General features: G+C 58.5%; 21 protein-coding genes and 1 tRNA gene. 8 read left to right on the forward strand and 14 right to left on the reverse strand.

Going from position 1 to position 21933, the window contains the following annotated elements:
• Positions 1-43: 43 nt before the first annotated feature.
• The 7 genes from lptG to L085_RS12285 form a co-directional block, all read right to left on the reverse strand.
• Complete coding sequence (gene lptG, locus L085_RS12255) at positions 44-1123, reverse strand: LPS export ABC transporter permease LptG (RefSeq protein ID WP_015378490.1); 1080 nt, start codon at positions 1121-1123, stop codon at positions 44-46.
• Positions 1120-2190: an LPS export ABC transporter permease LptF gene (gene lptF, locus L085_RS12260; RefSeq protein ID WP_044030848.1), complete on the reverse strand. Its 1071-nt coding sequence runs from the start codon at positions 2188-2190 to the stop codon at positions 1120-1122. Before lptF ends, lptG begins: the two co-directional genes overlap by 4 nt.
• A 28-nt stretch (positions 2191-2218) precedes the next feature.
• Positions 2219-2785 carry a YtfJ family protein gene (locus tag L085_RS12265; protein ID WP_015378488.1) on the reverse strand — a complete coding sequence of 189 codons (567 nt, stop codon included), beginning with the start codon at positions 2783-2785 and terminating at the stop codon, positions 2219-2221.
• Between the two features lie 20 nt (positions 2786-2805).
• Positions 2806-3675 (reverse strand): hypothetical protein, encoded by an 870-nt coding sequence (locus L085_RS12270; RefSeq protein WP_016927024.1) that lies wholly within the window; start codon positions 3673-3675, stop codon positions 2806-2808.
• On the reverse strand, positions 3672-5009 hold the full coding sequence (locus L085_RS12275; RefSeq protein WP_044030849.1) for a lipopolysaccharide biosynthesis protein: 1338 nt from the start codon (positions 5007-5009) through the stop codon (positions 3672-3674). The genes L085_RS12270 and L085_RS12275 overlap by 4 nt, the downstream gene beginning before the upstream one ends.
• A 72-nt stretch (positions 5010-5081) precedes the next feature.
• Positions 5082-5828 carry a hypothetical protein gene (locus L085_RS12280; protein WP_049870663.1) on the reverse strand — a complete coding sequence of 249 codons (747 nt, stop codon included), beginning with the start codon at positions 5826-5828 and terminating at the stop codon, positions 5082-5084.
• 77 nt (positions 5829-5905) lie between these two features.
• Positions 5906-6631: a lipoprotein gene (locus L085_RS12285; RefSeq protein WP_033645744.1), complete on the reverse strand. Its 726-nt coding sequence runs from the start codon at positions 6629-6631 to the stop codon at positions 5906-5908.
• Between the two features lie 371 nt (positions 6632-7002).
• Between L085_RS12285 and L085_RS12290 the strand changes: the two genes are divergently transcribed.
• Positions 7003-7734 carry an ATP-binding protein gene (locus tag L085_RS12290; protein WP_015378484.1) on the forward strand — a complete coding sequence of 244 codons (732 nt, stop codon included), beginning with the start codon at positions 7003-7005 and terminating at the stop codon, positions 7732-7734.
• A 70-nt stretch (positions 7735-7804) separates the two neighbouring features.
• Here L085_RS12290 and L085_RS12295 read toward each other — a convergent pair whose 3' ends face one another.
• Genes L085_RS12295 through L085_RS12310 form a run of 4 tightly spaced genes read right to left on the reverse strand, consistent with a single transcriptional unit; the run spans position 7805 to position 11906 of the window.
• A complete protein-coding gene (locus L085_RS12295; RefSeq protein WP_004935542.1) occupies positions 7805-8977 on the reverse strand; it encodes an aminotransferase class I/II-fold pyridoxal phosphate-dependent enzyme in 1173 nt (390 codons plus the stop codon).
• Positions 8964-9224: an acyl carrier protein gene (locus tag L085_RS12300; RefSeq protein WP_004935539.1), complete on the reverse strand. Its 261-nt coding sequence runs from the start codon at positions 9222-9224 to the stop codon at positions 8964-8966. Before L085_RS12300 ends, L085_RS12295 begins: the two co-directional genes overlap by 14 nt.
• A 31-nt stretch (positions 9225-9255) precedes the next feature.
• Positions 9256-10170: an NAD-dependent epimerase/dehydratase family protein gene (locus L085_RS12305; protein ID WP_044030850.1), complete on the reverse strand. Its 915-nt coding sequence runs from the start codon at positions 10168-10170 to the stop codon at positions 9256-9258.
• Positions 10167-11906: a fatty acyl-AMP ligase gene (locus tag L085_RS12310; protein WP_044030851.1), complete on the reverse strand. Its 1740-nt coding sequence runs from the start codon at positions 11904-11906 to the stop codon at positions 10167-10169. Before L085_RS12310 ends, L085_RS12305 begins: the two co-directional genes overlap by 4 nt.
• Before the next feature lie 738 nt (positions 11907-12644).
• On the opposite strand from L085_RS12310, the gene L085_RS12315 reads away from it, so the two are divergent.
• From L085_RS12315 to L085_RS12325, 3 genes are all read left to right on the forward strand, one after another.
• Positions 12645-13769, forward strand: coding sequence for a hypothetical protein (locus L085_RS12315; protein ID WP_016927031.1), 1125 nt, complete (start codon positions 12645-12647; stop codon positions 13767-13769).
• Between the two features lie 99 nt (positions 13770-13868).
• Positions 13869-14354 (forward strand): diacylglycerol kinase, encoded by a 486-nt coding sequence (locus L085_RS12320; protein WP_226988533.1) that lies wholly within the window; start codon positions 13869-13871, stop codon positions 14352-14354.
• Between the two features lie 103 nt (positions 14355-14457).
• A complete protein-coding gene (locus L085_RS12325) occupies positions 14458-15357 on the forward strand; it encodes a LysR family transcriptional regulator (RefSeq protein ID WP_044030852.1) in 900 nt (299 codons plus the stop codon).
• Here L085_RS12325 and L085_RS12330 read toward each other — a convergent pair.
• Together L085_RS12330 and L085_RS12335 are read right to left on the reverse strand one after the other, a co-directional pair.
• Complete coding sequence (locus tag L085_RS12330; RefSeq protein ID WP_044030853.1) at positions 15332-16138, reverse strand: substrate-binding domain-containing protein; 807 nt, start codon at positions 16136-16138, stop codon at positions 15332-15334. The two genes, L085_RS12325 and L085_RS12330, sit on opposite strands and share 26 nt — an antisense overlap.
• Before the next feature lie 26 nt (positions 16139-16164).
• Positions 16165-17460 carry an MFS transporter gene (locus tag L085_RS12335; RefSeq protein ID WP_044030854.1) on the reverse strand — a complete coding sequence of 432 codons (1296 nt, stop codon included), beginning with the start codon at positions 17458-17460 and terminating at the stop codon, positions 16165-16167.
• A gap of 437 nt (positions 17461-17897) precedes the next feature.
• On the opposite strand from L085_RS12335, the gene L085_RS12340 reads away from it, so the two are divergent.
• From L085_RS12340 to L085_RS12350, 3 genes are all read left to right on the forward strand, one after another.
• Positions 17898-18251 (forward strand): type II toxin-antitoxin system RelE/ParE family toxin, encoded by a 354-nt coding sequence (locus tag L085_RS12340; protein WP_015378478.1) that lies wholly within the window; start codon positions 17898-17900, stop codon positions 18249-18251.
• Positions 18252-18255: 4 nt separating this feature from the next.
• Positions 18256-18558 carry an XRE family transcriptional regulator gene (locus L085_RS12345; protein WP_004935502.1) on the forward strand — a complete coding sequence of 101 codons (303 nt, stop codon included), beginning with the start codon at positions 18256-18258 and terminating at the stop codon, positions 18556-18558.
• Between the two features lie 425 nt (positions 18559-18983).
• Positions 18984-20192, forward strand: coding sequence for an aldose 1-epimerase family protein (locus L085_RS12350; RefSeq protein WP_044030855.1), 1209 nt, complete (start codon positions 18984-18986; stop codon positions 20190-20192).
• 73 nt (positions 20193-20265) lie between these two features.
• Here the strand turns inward: L085_RS12350 and L085_RS12355 are convergent.
• Positions 20266-20341 (reverse strand) — tRNA-Asn (locus tag L085_RS12355).
• 446 nt (positions 20342-20787) lie between these two features.
• On the opposite strand from L085_RS12355, the gene L085_RS12360 reads away from it, so the two are divergent.
• Positions 20788-21906, forward strand: a complete 1119-nt coding sequence (locus tag L085_RS12360; protein WP_033632602.1) for a branched-chain amino acid ABC transporter substrate-binding protein — start codon at positions 20788-20790, stop codon at positions 21904-21906.
• Positions 21907-21933: the final 27 nt, after the last annotated feature.

A 21933-nucleotide genomic window follows, 5' to 3' on the forward strand; every position in this document is an offset into this window, starting at 1 on the left:
AATTGCGATTCTCTTCTTATCCCTTATCAACCTCAGAAAATGCTTAACCCCGCCGGTCAAACCGATAAACCAGCACCAGCGCCAACGCCAGGAGCAAAAGCGGCGGGGCGAGGGCGGTGAAGGGCGCGTTGAGGGCGAACAGCAACCCCAGGTTGAGAACGATCTGGTAAGCGATGTAGGTCAGCAGCCCGATGATGACGCCAAGCGCTAGCCGGCTGCCCATGCCGGGGGCGCGCGGGGCGGTGAAGGTAAACGGGATGGCCAGCAAAATCATCGCCAGCACCAGCAGGGGCTGGCCGAGTTTTTTCCACAGCGCCAGGCGGTATTCGGTGCTGGGTTGCCCCGAGCCTTGCAGGTAATCGATATAGCGATCCAGCTGTTGGAGCGAGAAACTGCCCGCCGGCAGGGTCAGCTCTTTCAGGCTCGGCACGGCGAACAGTGAGCGCCAGAGCAGGCTGTCTTGTCGTGCAATCGTCTCCTTTCTGCCTTGCCAGCTTTTCTGCATCACGTTGTGCAGCAGCCAGCTGCCGTCGGCGGCGGTGCTGGCGCTGTCGGCGTAAATGTAAGACTCCAGCGCGCGGTTGGCTTGATAACGGAAGATCTCAATGCCGTGGGGCTGGTCGTTCTCATCGACGGTCTTCACTGTTACAAACTCGTTGCCGCGCCGCGCCCACAGCGGGTTAACGGTAACGTCGTTATTATTCGACTGCGCCAGGGCGTTATTCTTCATTTGCAGCGCGCGTTGCTGCAGCGGCGAGGCGGCCCATTCATCGAGGGCGCCGAGCGAGAGGTTCATCAGCAGCCCGGCGGCGAGCATCACCAACGCGATGCGGAATATCGACATCCCGGCGGAACGGATCGCCGTCAGCTCCAGGCTTTTGGAGAGCTGCCCCAGCCCGACGATGCCGCCGAGCAGCGCGATAAACGGCCCCAGATCGACCAGGCTGCGCGGCAGGGTCATCACGGTCACCAGCAGCGCTTGCTGCCAGCGGTAGCCGCCCGGGGTCACGTCCTCCAGCTCGTTGATCAGCGTAAAGGTGGTGAACAGCGGGATGAGCAGCCCGGCCGCGGCGGCGAAGCCGATGAACACGTTGCGGATCAGATAGCGGCTAAAAAGGGTCATCGGGAGGGTTTCCGCAGCAGGGAGAGGTCGCGCGCCAGCAGCAGGGCGATACCGACAGCCATCGCTATCGGCACCAGCCAAACGCCGGGGATCGTCGGCAGAGAGCCGTTGGCCACCAGCGTGCGGCAAATGTTGCCGCCATAGAAAATCACGGTAAACAGAACCGCGAGGGGCAGCAGCGCGGCGTAGCGCCCCTGCCGCGGCTTGATGCGGCTAAAGGGGATCGCCAGCAGCACCATCAGCACGGTGGTCAGCCCGCGGCTCTCGCGCCATTGCAGTTCGGCGGCGTCGCCCGGATCGGCGGAGCGCGCCAGTTCCGCCGGCGAGGCCGACTTGTGCCGGCTCTCTGCGCTGGGCACGAACGGTTTGAGCGCGATGTCGAAGTTGTCGTAGTTCTGCCCGTTGTCGTCGGTGCCCTCACGATCCAGCACATAGGCGGTGCCGGTTTTCAGCCGCACGGCGGGGCTGGCGGGGGAGGCGTCGAGCACCTCCACCGACTGCGCACGGTACAGGTTGGTGTGATGGCCGCCGCGCACATAAATCAGGGCGTCCGTCAGGTGGTTGGCCGTTTTGTCGACGTGACTGGCGAGGATCATGCGGCCGTTGCCGCTGACGTTGAATTTGTCGGCCTGCAGGTGGCTCACGTCCAGCACCGATTGCGACTGTTGCTGCAGCTGATAAATATTGGCGTACGCCCAGGGCCTGCCATACAGCGACAGCAGCGTGACCGCTATCGCCAGCGGCACGGCGAGTATCAGCACCGCCTTGTACAGCCGCAGCGGGCTGGCGCCGGCGGCCAGCATGGCGGTGATCTCCGCATCGCTGTACATCTGGCTCAGCGCGACCGCCACCGAGACATACAGCGCGACGGGCAATATCATCTCCAGCGCGATCAGCGATTTATAGAAAACCACGTCGGCCACCACCCTCAGCGCCAGCGTGCCGTTGGCGGCGTCGGTCAGGTAGCGCTGAGCGGAGTAGCTGGCGAACATGAAGATCAGAAACCCGGCGATCATCATCACCAGGCGGCGGATCTCAACCGTGATATAGCGTTCAATCAAAGACATGCGTTATCGGTTCCCTGCGGCGTGCGCTTCATGGCGTCTCCTGCGCGATCAGCGCGCGCAGCAGGGCGATCACCTGGTCAACTTCCTGCGGGGTGAGTGCGCCGTCCTTCGCCCACTGCACGCGCCCGGCCTTGTCCAGCACTACGATGGTGGAGCTCTCCTCCGGCAGCCGCCAGGCCATGCGCCCCAGCCCGTCGCTGTCGACGATGAATTGCGCCCAGGGGTAATGCCGCTTGTTTTTCTCGATCTTGCCGCGCACGAAGAAGCCGGAGCCCGGTATCGCGTCGTCGGTGTTGACGATGGTGGTCGGCTGGAAGCGATCGCCCGGCAGGTTCGCGTCCTTAACGGCGTTGATCAGCAGCGAGTTCTTCTTTTTGGCGGAGGTGCGCCCGGCGATGTACTGGATCACCCGCACCTTGCCCGCCAGTTTTGCGCTGTTCCACGGCCGGTAGCTGAAATCGCCGTTGCGCAGCAGCAGCTCGCCGCGATCGGCGATGGCGATCGGCGCCACCGGCCGGCCATGCACGAAGTTATGTGCAGATGCCGTCAGCGGCGACAGCAGCAGCGCAAGGGTCAGCAAGCGACGTAACGTCATCATGGCTCCGTGCAACCCGCTTATCTGCCCGCCGCGATGGCCGGCTGGGAAAACGACAGCGGAAAACGCGCCAGCAGCAGCTCCAGGCGCTGGCGGATGTCGATATCCAGGATCGCCGGCCGATCATAGATATCGCCGCCGGCCAGCTTGTCCGCCACCATCACGTCATGCCGGTCGCCCATCAGGCCGTTAATCGCCGCCAGAAAGCGCGAGATCTGCCGGGCCTCGCGGTTGTCGGGATCGATCGATCTCAGCGTGTCGTAGAACGAGACCTGGCGGCTGACGATTTTGCGCACGTCATGGAACTGATGCCCGGTCAGCGCCGGGCCGGCGATCAGCGTTTGCAGCTGGCGCATTTGCTCCTGGCGGTAGGTGATAAAGCCCTGTGCGCTTTCCAGCCGGGTGTGGCGCAGCGCATAGCGCACGTAAGACCACACCGGCTTGCTGAGCAGCAGCCGCAGCAGGTTGCCGTAAAGCGTCAGGTTCTTCTGGTTGCCGTTGCGAAACGCGTCCTGAAAATGGCCGAGCACCACGGTGGTGGTGTGGAACAGGCGGTTGGCGCGGTGGGGAGCGCCGTACAGCTGCTGGGCGAAGCGCAGGTGCTTATAGCGGGCGCGGATATATTTGTAGCGCATGCGGGTAGCCGCCGCCAACTGCGGGTCTTGCAGGAAACCGTTCACCAATTGCAGCAGCTCGCGGCGGGAAAAGCCGTCTTCCCAAAACTGCAGGCACAGCGCGTAGTTGTCCCGAATGCTCTCGGGGGAGCATTCCAGATCAATCTGCTGCGGCAGGCTGATATTCGCCTCAACCAGGTCGTCCTCTTCCACCGCGACAAACAGCGCCTGGGTGGTTTCGGCTGAGAACTTTTTCCAATTATTGCTAGCGGTCATTGATTACTCTCTTTGGGCACATTCAGCCCCAACATAAAGCGATTGCGGTAGGCGCCGATCGTCGGTATCAGGGATAACAGAACGTCTAAACATTGCCCAAGTAAATAAGCGAAGGCGGCGCCCTGTACGCCGAAGGCATACGCCATCGACACCAGCAGCGCAATGTAGGCCGCCGAGGCCGTCGCCTGCGCGATCAGGAAGGCGCGCTGTTTGCCCGCCATAAACAGTAAGGATTCCTGCGGGAAGCCCATCATGGAGACGATGATCGCGCCCAGCATGATTTGAATCAGGTCATAGGCTTCCAGGTATTGCTGCCCGAATACCGCGGAAATAAGCGGCTTGCCCACCAGCAACATCAACACCGCAACGGCCAGGCCGATGCCGCCGGCCAGCAGCGAAGAGCGCAGGCCGAGCAGCCACGGGGTCTTGGTGCGCGGATCCAGGCGCATGATCTCGGGATAGAAGCTTTTCTCCAGCAGCTTGGCCGGGGTGCCCGTCGCATCGAAGAAGGTCATGGCGATCTTGAACAGCCCGGCGGCGGCCGGGCCGAGCACCACGCCCACCAGCACGGTGGTGCAGGAGTTGCGGGCGGCCCAGATGGTATGGGCGATGTTGGTGGTCCAGACGAAGTTCCAGGCGCCCTCGATGCGGCGCGCGACGTTGAACAGGCGCGGCCTCAGCGCGCCATGGATATCGCGGCGGCGCAGCTCGCGCGCGGTGAACCACCAAAACAGCGTGCCGCCGATCAGGTTAGAGGCGTACCAGGTGACGATAAAGCCGGGGAACCCCAGATCGAAATAATAGGAGATGACGCTGCCCACCGCCTGCAGAAACGGTTTGATCGCCTGCTGGATGGCGATTAAATCGAAGCGGTTGAAGGCGCGCAGCACGCCGGTCGGCGTGGACGAGGTCATCGATGGGATCAGGGTGCAGTACAGCATGGCGAGCCAGAAGCTTTCGCTGTCCAGCCCCAGAGCGTGAGACAAGAACGGCAGCATGATCATGCCGCCCAGCACGGCGATGACGCCGCTGGCGATATCCAGGCCAAAGGAGAAGGCGACGACGTCGCGGAAGCGCCCGGTATTTTGATGTTCCAGCGCCGGAGTGCCGAATTGCACCACAAACTGCCAGGTCTGGAATTTGATGAAATCGCTGACCGCTTTGGTATAGGCCTGAATCACCACCAGCACGCCGAACATTTCAGGCGACATGCCTTTACCGGCGCAGGAGAGCGCCAGCAGGCCGAGCAGCGCGCTGGCGACGCTGCCGGAACCCAGGTAGGCGGCATTACGTAAAATGGAACGAAACACGCCGTCGGAAAACCACCGTTTCATAGCCCAAACCAGCCGTTATCGTTGTTTTGCTGCATTTTGTGTTCCGCAGTCATGCGTTTTCCCTGTATTCGTTTAATAAACCTGAGTTTCTTTACCGGCGTTCTCGCCGGGTTGCCCGAGATCGCTCTGCGGGCGCTTCGCGGGATTCACCACGGCGGAAATGGCGTTGAGCGCATTGCTCAGCACCTCGTCGTAAGGGGCTCTGGCGTCCAGCTCGATGATGCGCGAGCCGTTGTATTGCAGGCGCACCATGGCGGCGATCTTGTCTTTCAGCTCTTCGTAACTGTGATCGGGCTTGCGGGAAAAGGCCGTATCGACGTCGATATCAAGGCGAATGATCAGCTCCGGCCGATAGACGGCCATGCGTTGATATAAACGGCGTTCGCGCGCCGCCAGGCGGTTTAATAGCCACCCTTTTGCGCGTTCCACGCCGATGCCGGGCCCATCGTAGTAAAAACCTGAGATTTCCGCCTGCGGGTAGCGATCGCTGATCACCAGAACGCCGCTCTGCGCCAACCGCCGCACCTTGCGCAGGTTGGATGCGCGCCACAGCGAAAAGCCGTACATGATCAGCGCAGCCCACAGCGCCGGCGGCCTGTTGCTCATGCGCTGGGTTTTGTCGGACTTGGCCGCCAGGCGCCGTTCCAGCCACACGCCGATGAACGGCAACTTCTTGATTTTGTCGCCGTCTTCGCCGGAGATCAGCCCCAAATAGCGCCGCTCCGTGGGGCGATGTTGCTGCAGGTTTTTCACCAGGTCGGCGGTCAGCGTGGACTTGCCCGTACCGTCGCTGCCCACCACGGCAATCAGCCCGGTGATGCAGGTAGGAGAGGTATCCTGTTCGGCGGTGAGTTTATTTTTTTCATCTGTTTCGGTACGGAAAGGTTATTTGTCGGCTAGGCATTGGCGGCCCTCAGCGATATTTTAACGGCGTGCAGCGATGCGTCGAAAATACGGTCGGCCGGTTCGCGGCCGTCTAAATCCAATATGTTAGCGCCGTTAAACGTCAGGTGTGGGATGACGGCGATCTTTTCACGCAACGCCGCCAGCGAGTGATCGGGTTTGCGTGAATAGGCCGTTTGTTCGTCAATATCCAGCCGAATTAATAATAAGGGCTGATAAGACGCCATCCATTGGTACAGGTTTTGTTCGCGCTTTCTCAGCCAGCGGATCCAGCGATTGCCGCCGGCGGTTTTCGCCAGCTGCGGGCCATCGAAACGAAACCCCGCCACTTCGGCTTGCGGATAACGATCGGTGATCAGTAATGCGCCGCTGCGGCTTTTCTTCAGCATGCGACGGAATTTATAAACGCGCCAATAGGAGAGTAAAAATATCACCAGCGCCGTGGCATTATCCGGCGGTGTGGACGGGCGCTCATGCACGCGTTCCGATTTCTTCAGCAAATAACGCCCGAAGGGCGCGCCAATAATCGGCAGCGAACTGATCCATTCGCCAATACGCCCGGAAGACTGGCCGAGATACAGCAGTTCGGCAGGTTCTTGTGCCGATAAAGCGTTGACCAGGCTGGCGGCTAACGTGGATTTTCCCGAGCCGTCACAGCCGGTTATCGCTATTACGCGCACGGGCGAGCGATCAGATGAAGGTCTTATCTGCTGACTCACAATAATTGATCCAATGCGAAAAAAACTATTGTATTCCAATACGCCTTGGGTTCAAGATATTTATTGTGCTTTGCTGCGATAAAATAATGAGATCGGTATTCTTTTTCGTTATTTGAATTGATATTCATGGCGTTTGTTCTTGTTATTTTGTGCTAATTGTTCGTGCGTGGGCTGGTTTCGCTTTTTATGTTAATTCTCGGCATGGCTCACGGCGAAAAAAGAGCAGAGGTTTTCAATTTTCGCTTAATCTTTTGTGCTTTTTGGCGCTGCGTATGGCAAATTTTTTTCACGCAGCCACCGCGGCAATGATAAGCGATCGTTCGCTTCAAATATGGCACGCCGTTTCTGGTGTATTGAAAGAGAGTCTTATTATGAGTGCAAAATTTCCGCCGCTGATTGCGGTTATCGGCAGCGACGGATCGGGTAAATCCACCGTTTGTGAACATCTGATCGAGTATGTGAAACATTATGGCCCGGCGGTGCAGGTGCATCTGGGCAAACAGGCGGGTAACGTCGGGCGCGCGGCGGCGAAATTGCCGCTGCTCGGGCGCTCGGTGGGCAAGGCTATCGAGAGCAATACCAAAAAAGTCAAAACGAAAAAATCCCGGATCGGCCTGTTGCCGTCGGCGGTGATCATCGCTTTCGTGGGGCGGCGGCTGCTGCGTTTTCGCCGCATGCTGGCGTATCGCCGGCAAGGGTTCATCGTGTTGACCGACCGTTTTCCGCAGGCGCAGATCCCTGGCGCTTACGACGGCACGGTTTTTCCCGTCGACGTTGAAGGCAGCCGTTTCGTCCGTTGGCTGGCGGCGCGTGAACGGGCGGCGTTCCAATGGATGGCGGGGCAAAAACCGGATCTGGTGCTCAAGCTGAATGTCAGTCTGGACGTGGCCTGCGCGCGCAAACCCGATCACCGCAAAGCGGCGCTGGAGAAGAAGATCGCCGTCACGCCGCTATTGACGTTCGAAGGCGCCGACATCGTGGATCTCGATGCCGATCGGCCGATCGAGGAGGTGCTTTCGGCGGCGGAAAAAGCCATCGCGGAATTTATGGCGGCGCAGGGGTATCGCTATTCGGCTGATGGAGTATCAACGGCTGCGCACTGAGGTGCGCATCGGTTCGGCAGGGCGGCGTGGCCATTTTCGGCACCGCCGCCGCGGCCGAGAAGGAAAGACTTTATTTTTTCAGCGCCGCAAAGGCGCGCACGATGGTGTCGATTTCTTCATCGCTGTGCGCGGCATTGACGCTGCAGCGCAGCAGGGTCACGCCCGCCGGCGCGGCCGGTGGCAGCACCAGGTTCACATAGACGCCGTGGGCGATCAGCTCGCGCCAGAAACGCAACCCTTCTTCCTTTGAACCGATCATCACCGGCACCACCGGGCTGATGCGCGGCCCCAGGGTATAGCCCAGCTCGGCGAGGCCGTGGTACAGGCGGTGCGCATTGCTCCACAGTTTTTCCCGCAGCTCGGGATGGCGGGCGATTTTTTGCAGCGCCGTGCGCACCGAAGCGATGCTGGACGGCGACGGCGAAGCGGTAAAGATATACGGCCGGCTGCTGTAGCGCAGCACGTCCATCCCCTTGCCGCCGACGGCGAAGCCGCCGATCGAAGCCAGGCTTTTGCTGAAGGTGCCCAGGATGATATCCACGTCTTGCTCGACGCCCAGCGCTTCGGCCAGGCCGCGGCCGTGCTCGCCCATCACGCCGAAGGAGTGCGCTTCGTCGACCAGCAGATACCCGCCCAATCGCCGCTTGATGTCGACGATTTCCACCAGCGGGGCGACGTCGCCCAGCATGCTGTAGATGCCTTCCACGATAATGATCGCCTCGCGGGCGCGTTCGCCCAGGCGCACCATGCGGCGCTCCAGATCGGCGGCGTCATTGTGGCGGAAGCGAATAATTTCCGCGCCGCCGAGGGCGCAGGCGTCGTAAATGCTCGCGTGGCTGTCCGCGTCGATCAGCACCACGGCACCCGGCCCCGCCAGCGTGCTGATTACGCCCAGGTTGGCGGTATAGCCGGTGGAGAACACGATGGCGCTCGGGCGATCGAAGAATTCCGCCAGCTCCCGTTCCAGCGTCAGGTGCGATCCGTAACTGCCGTTCGCCATGCGCGAGCCGGTGGTGCCGGTGCCGAGCGCGGCCAGAGCCGCCTGGCCGGCGGCGATCGCCTGCGCATCGAACGTCAGGCCAAGGTAATTATTGGTGCCGGCGAGGACAATCTTTTGATCGCCGATGCGCCCCTGGGTGGCGGAATACACTTCGTCGATACAGGTGCCGAACGGATTCAGACCGGACGTTTGAAATTGTTCACGGTCATTGGCGAGCCGCGCAAACTTATCATACAGTCCCATGGTGTTTCTCCAGATAAGGGCGCAGCGCGTCAAGCAGTTGCTCAGGCGTTCTGACATCAAGCAATATATTGATAGGAATGGAGATATCTAATTCATCTTCCAGCATCATCAGCAGATCCAAGACTCTGATGGATTCCAGGCCAAGATCATTGACGAGATCGCTATCAGGTTTTATTTCCACTCCGCCTTCGACGATACCTTGCAAACACGTCAGGATATAATCCATTACAGCATCGCGATTTAGCATAAGAACGTTGACACACCTCTACTTGGAATAATTAAAACAGCCCTTCACGCAGCGCGCGTTCCAAACTCACCTGTGGAAACCAATTAATCTGTTGCGACAGCGCCTGATTACTGGCGGACCAGTCTTGATGGGTTAATTCGCGTATTTTGCTGCGCGTCAGCATCGGCTCTTTTTTTACCAGGCGGTTCCACACCACGCTGATATCCGCCAGGGCTTTCAGCAGCGGCAGCGGAATGCCCACCAGACGCACCGGCCCGTGACGCACGGCGGCGCCGATGTCCCGCAGGCGCAGCCAGTTATAGCCTTCGGCCACGCCGTCGCACAGTTCGTAAATATTTGGCTGCGCGGGTTCGGTTTGCACCCATTGGCTGACCGCCTTTGCCAAATCGCTCACGTGCAGAAAAGAGAGCCTGGCGTCAGGCGCGCCCAGCCGGGGCAGCACGCCGCGCAGCAGGCCGTTGAACAGCGGTTTCAGCTCTTTATCGCCGGGCCCGTAAACCGCCGTCGGGCGGAAAATCCCCAGCGCGATATCGCCCGTGGCGGCGATGAGTTGCTGCTCGGCGGCCTGTTTTGAATGGGCGTACCAGGACAGCGCCGGATGGCGGGCCGCCAGCGACGACATGAACAAGAAGCGATTGCAGCGGCCGTTCTGTTTGGCCGCCTGCATCAAATTCAGGCTGCCGGTGACGTTGCAGCGGGTGAACACCGCTTCCGCATGCCCGCGCACCTGGCCCGCACAATGCACGATGCACTCCGCGCCGCGCACCAGTTCGGTGAGCGAGGGCCGATCTTCCAGCGCGCCGGGGATCCACTGCAGGTTGTCTGCGGCGGCTTTTCCGGCTTGCCGCGTCAGGGCGCGCACGCTAAACCCTTGCGCCAGCAGTTCCTGGACGATGTGCCGGCCGATAAAGCCGGTCGCGCCCGTCACTGCCACGGTGCCGCTCATTGCGCGAAACCGGCCAGCTGCGGCATTTGCGGGTAGAGCGAAGCGCTCAGCCAGCGTTTCTTGGCCTCCGCGCGTGCGGGTTTGCCCGACGACGTGCGGGGAATGCTGTGCGGCGGCAGCAGCTCGATGTCCACCGCGATGCCGAACTCGCTTTGAATGCGCGCGCTCAGCGAATGCACGATTTGTTCACGGCGTTCTTCCGAACTGACTCGACACTGGATCTGCAAAATGATCCTGGCCGCTTCGTCGTGTTCTTCGGTCACGAAGGCAATCGCATCGCCGGAACGGATTTCCGGTTCGGATTCCGCGACGTACTCAATATCCTGCGGCCAGATATTGCGGCCGCGAATAATGATCAAATCCTTCTTGCGGCCGGTGACGTACAGATAGCCGTCCAGCAGATAGCCGAGATCGCCGGTGTCCATCCAGCCGGTCACCTGGATCTGCTGCTGGGACTCATCGTCGCAGAAATAGCCGTTCATCAGGCTGGGGCCGGAAATCGTGATATGGCCGACCTGACGTTCCGGCAGCGGTTGCCCGGTTTCGCTGCGGATCTCGATACGGTGGCCGGGCAGCGCACGGCCGCAGTTGACGAAGGTCGAGACGGCGCGGGTCTTCTTGCCCGGCGCGACCGCTTTACCCTCGTATTCCAAAATATCGCGGTCGACCTCGTTGGTTTGCGGGCCGGAGCAAGGGTCGGAAAAACTCACCGCCAGGGTGTTCTCGGCCAGGCCATAGCACGGCATGAAGGCTTTGCTGTCGAAGTTGATGCTGCTGAAGTGTTCGCCAAACTGGGCGAGCAGCTCGGCCGGGATCGGCTCGGCGCCCACGCCCGCCACCCGCCAGCTGGAAAGATCCAGATCGGCCAGCTCTTTGGCGTTGCTGCGGCGCAGACACAGATCGTAGCCGAACGGCGGGGCGACGGACACCGTGCCGCGATTCTTGGCGATCAGTTTCAGCCACTGCATCGGGCGCATGGCGAAATCTTGCGTGCGCAGGTAGTCGACGGACAGCTGGGTCGCCACCGGCGTAAGCAGGAAACCGACCAGGCCCATATCGTGATAGAAGGGCAGCCACGAAACGCAGCGGTCGCCGGCGCGCAACTTGATCCCGTCGCGACTGATCGCGTTCAGGTTCGCCATGGCCGCCCGCTGGGTAATGATCACGCCGCGCGGAAAGCGGGTGCTGCCCGAGGTGTATTGGAGATAGGCGATATCGTCGGGCGAAGGCGCCGGCAACGCGATTTCCGGCTCTGGCAAGGCGTTAAAGTCCGCGTCGCTGAGGATGTGCATCGCCGACGTGTTTTCCGTGGCCGACGCGATGAGCGGTGTCCACTCTTCGCTGCTGATGATCGCCGCGGGGTTGCAGCTGGCGATCAGCCCTTTCAGTTTGGCGGTGTAGGAGTCGCGCTGGCCAACGCCCATCGGGATCGCCAACGGCACCGCCACCAGGCCGGCATATTGGCAAGCGAAAAAGGCTTCGACGAAGCCCGGGCTGGTTTCGGCGATAAGCGCCACGCGATCGCCTTTCTTGAGCTTCAGGGACAATAAACGCCGCGCACCCGCGATCGTTTTTTGCTGCAGCGTGCGATAGTCGAGAACGGTCACGAGTTGATTGCGACGGTCGTAAAAATTCATTCCCGTATTACCGAGTGCCGCGTAATCCAACGCGTCCACTAACGTGGGGAAGTCCGCATAGCGCATGGGAAGAGAATGAACGGAACTTGTTTCAGACATAGACAAACTTAGCCATAGATTAAAAATCACCAAAAGAGAGAAATCACTCTTGGCGAGGTAATTGATGTTTTACTATGAATAGGTTTTGAATAAGTTTGTTATTCAACCATCTTCATTCCGCGAACAGCGTATATTGCCGTGCTCGAGCGGCATGCCGGTTATTAACCGGGCAGAGCGTGAGTAGCCCGAGTTATCAGCCTTGAGCGGCACCCTGGCGAGATATGAGAGACTATTGTAATATCCGGACTTCGCCGTTCTTTAGTCTGCATCTGTCGGGCAGGAAATAACTGTCGGCTCATAGGTTATGACCTCATGCATGGCTATCTTGGAACTTAAACACTTCCTAAACAGTATGCCGCAAGAAATTCAAAAGTGAACGATTCATTTAAGGCTAATCTTAAAAATAGCATTAAGTGGTAAAAATGGCGGCGCACCTCCTGATTAAAGTCGGTACACTAAAAGCGGCGAGTTTCTTTTACCATAACAGCACGAAATAATAAAAGAGCACTATTAGCGTAGCCTGGCTGCGCCGCTTTCTGTTTCCTTTTTTTATCAATTATGGACATCACAGGGTGAATGTCAGGCAACACGTTGCTGATTCGCCGAGGGGGAATATTCGGTTTTTCTTATCAGTGAGCCGGAGGCAATACACAATTCAATAAAAGGCAACAGCATAAAAAATGCTAAAGGCGTTGTCGCGTGCTTATTTAATTATTTTATTAAAACGTAAGGCTATTTATGATCCGTATTGAGAAAGTTCTGGATAAACGCGAACTTAAAGAATTTATTGCTTTCCCCTCGCAACTGTTTCGCGATGATCCGAACTGGATTGAGCCGCTGCATGTAGAGCGCGAAGAGCACCTGTCAAAGAAGAATCCCGGGACCGACCATATTGAATGGCAGGCATGGGTGGCCAAAAAACAGGGCAAAGTGGTTGGACGCATCACTGCGCAAATCGATTCTCTGCACCGGGAGCTGCATGGTGAGGATACCGGCCATTTCGGCATGATTGACGCCGTTGACGATCCCGCCGTGTTCAGCACCTTATTCACGGTAGCGGAGGAGTGGCTGAGGTCGAAAGGCGCGCGTAAAATCACCGGGCCATTCAGCCTCAATATCAATCAGGAAAGCGGCCTGTTGGTCGAAGGGTTCGATACCCCGCCTTCCGCCCTGATGACGCACGCGAAACCTTACTACGCGGCCCAGATAGCGCAGCAGGGCTACAGTGAAGGGATTGATTTGCTTGCCTATTGGATGAAAAGAACCGACCTGCATTTTTCGCCGTCGTTAACCCGGATGATGGATCAGGTGCGTAAAAAGGTGACCGTCCGCCGTCTCAATCGCAAGCGCTTTCGCGAGGAGATGCAGGTGCTGCGCGAGGTGTTCAACTCCGGGTGGCAACATAACTGGGGGTTTGTCCCGTTCACCGAGCACGAGTTCGCCACCATGGGGGATCAGCTGAAGTTCCTGGTGCCCGACGATATGATCCATATCGCCGAGGTGGATGGCGCCCCCTGCGCCTTTATCGTCGGTCTGCCGAACATTAACGAAGCGATTGCCGATCTGCAGGGGCGTTTATTGCCGTTCGGCTGGGCGAAGCTATTGTGGCGCCTGAAAGTCAGCGGCGTGCGCACCGCGCGCGTGCCGTTGATGGGCGTACGCCAGGAATATCAATTCAGCCGCATCGGGCCCATTATTGCGCTGCTGCTGATTGAGGCGCTGCGCGAGCCTTTCGCGAAGCGCAATATCGACGCGCTGGAAATGTCGTGGATCCTGGAAACCAATACCGGCATGCGGACGATTTTAGAACGCATCGGCGCGGTGCCGTACAAACGTTACCGCTTGTACGAGAAAACGCTTTAAGCGGATGATATCGCGTCCCCTTTTTACGCTCCCAGAATAATAACCGCGCCAGGGCATTTTCGGGCGGTGGCGTTTCAGGAGCAGGGGGACGGCGAGTGAGTGAATGCATCGTTTCCTGAAAGAGAACGGTTAAGGTTTTTAATTAATAAACTCGAGATAAATTCACGCTGCGTGATTTATTTGCGAGTGACTGTCGCAGTTTTGACGAGAGCTGATTGTATGCCTGTGGAAAAGAAAAAAGGAATAAGCCGATTAACCTACAGCATTAGGAATTCCTGGGCCGGGTTTATTGATGCTGTGCTTACCGAAGATGCGTTCCGCCAATTATTGGTTATTAACGCCATTTTACTGGTTGTTACATTTGGTTTAGATATTACAAATATAGAAAGGCTGTTATTAATCACCTGCAGTTTTCTGCTATTGGTGGTTGAGCTGCTTAATACGGCGATTGAAACCGTGGTCGATCGCATTTCGCTGGAATTACATCCGCTATCCAAACGCGCCAAAGATTTGGGCGGCGCAGCGCAGCTGGTAGCCGTGGTGATGACTATCATTATTTGGGGAATGGTGCTGCTGGGGCGATAGGGGCTTGGGTGGTTCAACCACCCAGTCGGTGAACGTGGCGATATAAGCGGTTATCATCGCTGTTTTGCGTCTTCTGCCATTTCAGCAAGGAGAGTTGGTCGTTATGCCCGTGAATTTTGATCTCAACGATCTCTATGCGTTTCGCGCGCTGGTGGAGTACGGCAATTTTCGGCTGGCCGCGGAGTCCATCTGCCTGTCGCAGTCGGCGCTGAGCCGCAGGATTGAGAAGCTGGAAAACGCGCTGGGCAGCAAACTGTTCGATCGCACCACCCGGCGCGTGACTTTGACGCTGTACGGGCAGGCCTTTGCCGAGCGTTCGGATCAGCTGCTGATGAACGTCGAAGCGGTGTTGGCCGATATCGACAAGGTCAGCCAGGAGCGGGTGGGGCTGGTTACCGTCGCCACGGTGCCCTCGGCGGCCTACTATTTCATGCCCGACGTGATACGCCGTTTCCGGCTGCGCTATCCGCGCGTGCGCGTCAAGCTGATCGACGGTAGCGCAGGTAATGTCATCGAGGCGGTCACCGGCGGCCAGGCCGATTTCGGCATCTGCTTCGCCGGGCGGCTGCAGCCTAATCTTGAATTTGTGCCGTTGGTGGGGGACGTCTACGTGGCCGCCTGCCGGCGCGACCATCCGCTCGCCGCTAAAAAGAGCCTCACCTGGCAAGAGTTCTATCAGCAGGATTACGTCTCGCTGGATAAAACCTCCGGCAATCGCAATCTGCTCGATCAGCGCCTGGAACACCTCGTGCCGGAACGCCCCAGCGTGTGTGAAACTCGCCATGTGACGACCATGCTGGGCATGGTTGAGGCGGGCATCGGCATTGCCGCCGTGCCCGCCATGTCGATGCCCGCTTCAGAGCACTCGGTGTTGACGTCGGTGCCGCTGGTCGATCCGGTGGTGAAACGTACCGTGGGTCTCATCAGACGCGGCGGCCGCATGCAGTCTTTCGTCGCCGCCGAGCTGGAAAAGCTGATTACTGAACAGTATCACTCTGCTTGACCGGCTGCGGCGCCGGCACGGTTCGCATGCCGGTCGCGCGAATGGTCGGCTGCGCCTGAGGGGAGGCGAGGAAGTCCAGCAGCGCTTTGCCTTCGCGGCGGTGCTCCGCCTTGGCGGTTACCGCGCCCGCGAAGCGGGTGATGTACTGCACGTTTTCAGGCAGCTCGCCGATAAAGGTCACGCCCGCCACGGGCAGCAATTCGCTGACCTGCTGGAAGCCCAGCGCGTATTTCCCCTGCGCCACTTCAGAGGCCACCGGAATGCGCTCAACCTTATGCGCTTTCCCTTTCACCTGTTCCTCGATGCCCAGCTTTTTGAACAGTTGGCCGCTGACATAGCGGCCGCTGGCGCTGTCGGAATAGGCGAAAGAGTCAGCCTGCAGCAAGACATTGCGCAGGTCGGCATCCGTTTTTATCACCGGCTTGGGCGCGCCCCGTTTGACCACCATGCCGATCGGCGAATCGGCCAGCTCCACGCGCGAACCCGGCTGGGTCCAGCGCTCTTTTTCCAGTTGGGTGAGCGCGTCGCCCACCATGATCAGCACATCGGCTTGCTCTCCGCGCGCCAGCCGCGCGGGGATCGCCTGCGGCGTTTTGCCCATCGAGGGGCCGGACACCAGAATGATTTTGTCGCCGCTTTGAGCTTCATATTCCGGAGCCAGCTTCTCTAGTGCGGCTTTGAAGCCGCCGGAGATCATGACGGTCACGTCTTTGGCCAGCGCCGCCGTACTGCAGGAGGCGCACACCAGCGCAGCGAGGATCGAACGAGTGAGTTTTTGCATGGCATCATTCCTTTTGAGATGGCGGCTTAGCGCGCGGTTTGCAGCGGCATGGCGATGCGGCGATACATATACAGCGTCGCCAGCAGGGCGCACAGCGCGGCGAAGCTCATCCAGTAGCCCGGTGAAGCCTTGTCGCCGGTGTATTCGATCAACGCGGTGGAGACCACCGGCGTAAAGCCGCCGAACACCGCCGTCGCCAGGCTGTAGGCCAGCGAGAACCCGGCCACCCGCACTTCCGTTGGCATGATCTCCGTCAACGCCGGGATCATGGCGCCGTTGTAGAGGCCGTAAATGAAGGACAGCCACAGCAGCACGGCCAGCATCATGCCGAAGCTGGGGGCGGCGGCGAGCAGGCTCAGCGCCGGGTAGGCGGTGGCCAACGTCAGCAACGTCATGGCGACCAGCACCGGTTTGCGGCCGAAACGGTCCGACAGCGTGCCGCCGATGGGCAGCCAGATGAAGTTGGAGATCGCCACCAGCAGGGTGACCAGCAAGCTGTCGGAGGCGCTGAGCAGCAGCACCTTTTTGCCGAAGGTCGGCGCATAGACGGTGATCAGGTAAAACGCGGTGGTGGTCATGGCGACCATCAGCATGCCGGCGATCACCACCGGCCAGTTTTTCAGCAGGGTTTTAAACACGTCGCGCATCGCCAGGTGGTGACGGCGAGCGGTAAATTCCTGCGTCTCTTCCAGCTTGCGGCGCAGGAAAAAAATGAAGGGAACGATCAGGCAGCCGAACAGGAAAGGCAGGCGCCAGCCCCATTCGCGAATGGCGCTTTCTTCCAGCGCCGCATTGAGCGCGAAGCCCATGGCCGCCGCCACCATGATAGCCACCTGCTGGCTGCCGGACTGCCAGCTGGTGTAGAAGCCTTTACGGCCCGGCGTGGCGATTTCGGCCAGATAGACGGACACGCCGCCCAGCTCCGCGCCCGCCGAGAAGCCTTGCAACAGACGCCCGCACAGCACCAGCAGCGGCGCCCAAAGCCCGATGCTTTGGTAAGAGGGGATCAGCACGATCAGGAAGGTACCCGCGGCCATGATCGACAGGGTGACGATCAGCCCTTTGCGGCGGCCGACTTTATCGATGTAAGCGCCCAGCACGATGGCGCCGATCGGGCGCATCAAAAAGCCCGCGCCGAATACCGCGAAGGTCATCATCAGCGAGGCGAACTCGCTGCTGGCCGGGAAAAAGGTGTGTGCGATGTAGGTAGCGTAAAAGCCGAACAGGAAAAAATCGAACTGCTCTAAAAAGTTGCCGGAGGTGACGCGCAGTATCGCGCCGGTTCTGGCCCGGGTGGTCATGGGTGAGGTAGAGGAATGCATCTTTATCTCCAGTTTGTTATTGGCGCTTGACGCCGCGCCTGTTGCTGAAGACTCGCTCAGGAAAATAAAGTAAATAAGCGCAATAAACGCATGGCGCGATGCGTTTGACGCATCAATCGGCGTTAACAATGTTGCCTAACCCGATGTAACGTGGCGTTAACAAGTTTGTCGCTCATCGCCCGCTGCGCAGAACGCCGAAAACGTTATGCGCTTTTTGTGACAGGGTTCATAAAGGGGCGGCGGGGAAGCGCCCCGTGCCTCTGAACGATTATTCGATACCGCGCGTAAAAAGGTGAATGCCGCGCACTGCGTTTGCAAAATGCGTGGATGTACGTTCAGCCTTGCAGTAACAACGCATGCCTTTGCATGCCATCCCAGCGCCTCTCTGCTATAGCTTTACATCTATATAGCTATTGATCTATATTTTAGGGGGGCCCGTGTGGGAAATTAAAACAACGGATGCATTTGATCATTGGTTCAGATCACTCAGCGATGCCGACCGGGCCTGCGTGCTTGCTGCATTGATGGTCCTGCGGGAAAAAGGGCCCGGCTTGCCCAGACCCTATGCCGATACGGTTAAAGGCTCGCGTTACAGCAACATGAAAGAGCTGCGTATTCAGAGCCGTGGCGAACCGTTGCGGGCATTCTTCGCCTTCGATCCGTACCGCGTCGGCATGGTGCTTTGCGCGGGCAATAAAGCGGGCGATGAAAAACGTTTTTACGATCGAATGCTGCAGATTGCCGATCGGGAATTCACGAATTGGCTGAACACACTAAAAGAGAAGGAGTGACGCGATGGGCAGAACGCTGGAACAGCTTATTGCGGAGGAAAAGCCCGAGGTCGTGGCCGAAGCGCAGGCAATGGCGACGGACATTATGCTGAACATCCATCTTGCCGAGCTGCGCGAGAAGGTGCAGAAAACCCAGGTTGAAATGGCGCAGGCGCTGGGTATCCGGCAACCGACCGTCGCCGTGATGGAAAAACCGGGCCGCGATCTGAAACTGTCTTCGCTTAAACGCTATGTTGAGGCGGCCGGCGGCAAACTGCGCCTGGATGTCGAACTGCCGGACGGTTCGCACTACGAATTTGTGCTGTAAGCGCTAACGGCAGAAAAGCACAAAGCCCGCTCAGGTTCCCCGGAGCGGGCTTTGTGTACCAGGGCTCCTTTGACACGAGCAGGCGGCCGTTAAAGCAAAGAGGCTCAAAACGGGCAGGCTGTGTGAGCGCTTTCGTTTGGGCCGGATAGCGTTAAACAAGCCACTTGCACTCCCTTCGCGATGTCTCGCTTGCCCGTTACTGTCTCCTTGCTCCTTAGCTGAAACGATACAAATTATGTTGATGAATAGCTCGTTTCATGTGCAAAAACTCAATATCTTTCATTAGAACTGCGATGAAATTCGTATTTTTATCGCGCTATTACTCCAAATACTCACCCGGTGAAGCTCATCACATTTCTTTAACCTGCTTAACAGTAGATTTTCCTTGTTTAGAAAAAAATCGATTCAGCTAAAGGGGAAGGGAAATGAAAAAGACATGGGTTATGGCGGTGTTTTCGGCCCTGATTTCAGGGCAGGCGGCGGCGCAGAGTTGGGTGCTGACCAGCGCTGAAGATGGCGTGGAGAAAGGAAACTGGAAGATTTCGAGCGAGACGCTGAAGGTGAAGGATAAAACGTTCAGCATTGAGCAGAAAGTGCTGCACGGCGGTAAGCAAGAAGGCAGCAAAGTCCTGATTATCCGCAGCCAGGATGGCCTGACCATCACGCTGAGTCCCACCCGCGGCATGAACCTCCTGCGGGCAGAAGGCTTTGGCGCGAAAATGGGATGGGATTCACCGGTTAAAGAGGTGGTCAACCCCGCTTTTATCAATCTGGAAAGCCGCAATGGGCTCGGCTGGCTGGAAGGTTTCAATGAGATGATGGTGCGTTGTGGCTATGAGTGGACCGGTCATCCGGTGACCGAAGGTGGGCAAATTTACACGTTGCACGGCAAAGCGGGCAATACGCCGGCCTCGCGGGTTGAGGTTGAGGTAGCGGATACAGCGCCGTATGAAATTCGTATTCGCGGCCTGATCAAAGAGAGCACATTCAAAAAAGCCGATCTGCAAACCCTGACTGAATTGCGCTATGTGCCCGGCAGCAACAGTTTCAGCCTGCATGATGTGTTAACCAACCGGGCGGATTATCCCCATGACTACCAGATTATTTATCACAGCAATTTCGGCGCGCCGATTCTGGAAAATGGCGCCCGCTTCCTGGCGCCGATGGCCAGCATCAGCCCGTTTAACGACTATGCCAAAGCCGGGCTGAATACCTGGGGAACCTATGCCGGCCCAACCAAAGGGTTCGATGAAATGGTCTTTAACATTAAGCCATTATCGGATCCGAATCATCAGACACTGGCGGCGCTGGTCAATAACGCGGGCGACAAAGGGGTGGCGATTCAGTTCGATACCCGCCAGTTGCCCGTCCTGACGCTGTGGAAGAATACCGATACGTTAAAACAAGGGTATGTGACGGGGATTGAGCCGGGCACCAGCTATGCCTACCCGGTTACCGTCGAGCGCGAACAAAAACGCGTCAAGCAGTTGCAGCCTGGCGCCAGTGCGCAGTTTGATCTGACCTATACCTTGCTGCACAGCAAAGCGCAGGTGGCGGATCTGGAGAAGAAGATTGCTGATATTCAGGGTAAGGTAAAAATTGATGAGAATGCCGCGCCGATAGCCAAAGAGTAACGCTGCCTGTCGACGCGTTTAGCGTTAAAGCAAAAAGCCCGCTCGGGTTTCCCTGAGCGGGCTTCTCTAAATATGGCTCCTCTGACTGGACTCGAACCAGTGACATACGGATTAACAGTCCGCCGTTCTACCGACTGAACTACAGAGGAATCGTGTGAACGGGGCGAATAATAGCGGGGCGTTCGGGGTTTGTCAAAGCGCTAAACTGCAAAAAAAGCGCGTTTGCTGAGGGAATGAGCACCTTGCGCTGTTTTTCGGCATTTTCCATCGCTATGCGTTGATTTTTGCATCCCCAATCGTTATTGACGTCGCTTGCACACGCCTTTGCACGGCGATGGTGCAGGGCCGTTCTCCCTCTCATGCTAGCCGCACTGCCCAGACTCTCGTTTATCCCCGCTACACGCCGCGCTGCAACTGATATGTAGGATGAATAAGCAAACAATATGTATTCGTCGTCACAATGGCTGGATTTTTGCTTACCCATTTTTGGGGAATGCGACTGCGCTCTCAAGAAAATTATTTTCCCCGTCTACACATAAAGTGACTGATCCGCGCCCCAGGGCGTTTCGCTACAACAGTGCTGAGGAAGATAACAATGTCATCGAAATTGATAAAAAGTCCGCTCGCTGCTTTGCTCATCGGTTGTCTAGGTACGGCGTTTTCCGCGCAGGCCGATATCGTCATCGGCGTCGCCGGGCCGTTCTCCGGGCCGAACGCCACCTATGGCGATCAGTATTGGCGCGGGGCTTCGCAGGCGGCGGCGGACATCAACGCCGCCGGCGGCATCAAAGGGGAAAAAATCAAACTGGTGCAGGGGGATGACGCCTGTGAACCGAAACAGGCGGTCGCGGTCGCCAACCGGCTGGTGGATCAGGACAAGGTGTCGGCGGTGGTCGGCCACTTCTGTTCCTCATCCACCATGCCCGCCTCCGAGGTGTATGACGAGGCCGGCATCATCGCCATTACCCCCGGCTCCACCAACCCGCAGATCACCGAGCGCGGCATGAAGAGCATGTTCCGCATGTGCGGGCGCGACGATCAGCAGGGCGTGATCGCCACCAACTACATGTTGGATACGCTGAAGGCCAAGCGCATCGCGGTGATCCACGATAAAGACACCTACGGCCAGGGGTTGGCGGACGCAGCGAAGGCGGCGATGAACAAGCGCGGGGTCAAGGAAGTGCTGTATGAGGGGCTGTCGCGCGGTGAGAAAGACTTCAACGCGCTGGTGACCAAGATCGCCTCGGTCAAGCCTGACGTGGTCTACTTCGGCGGCTGCCATCCGGAAGCCGGGCCGCTGGTGCGCCAGATGCGCGAGCAGGGCGTGACCGCCAAGTTCTTCTCCGGCGACTGCGTGGTGACCGAAGAGCTGGTGACCGCCGCCGGCGGGCCGCAGTACACCAACGGCGTGCTGATGACCTTCGGCAACGATCCGCGCCTGATCCCGGAGGGCAAGGCGGTGATCGCCAAGTTCCGCGCCAGCGGCTTTGAGCCGGAAGGCTACACCCTCTATTCCTACGCCTCGATCCAGGCGATCGCCGCCGCCTTCAACGCCACCGGCGGCAAAGACAGCGCCAAGGCCGCCGAATGGCTGAAGTCACACGACGTGGACACCGTGATGGGCAAGAAAGCCTGGGACCAGAAGGGCGATCTGAAGGTCTCGGATTACGTGGTCTATCAATGGGATGACAAGGGCAAATATCACCAACTGTAAACGGCCGAACATTGAGGGTGTGACCCT

This window comes from Serratia sp. FS14, assembly GCF_000695995.1.
Lineage (GTDB): Bacteria > Pseudomonadota > Gammaproteobacteria > Enterobacterales > Enterobacteriaceae > Serratia > Serratia nematodiphila.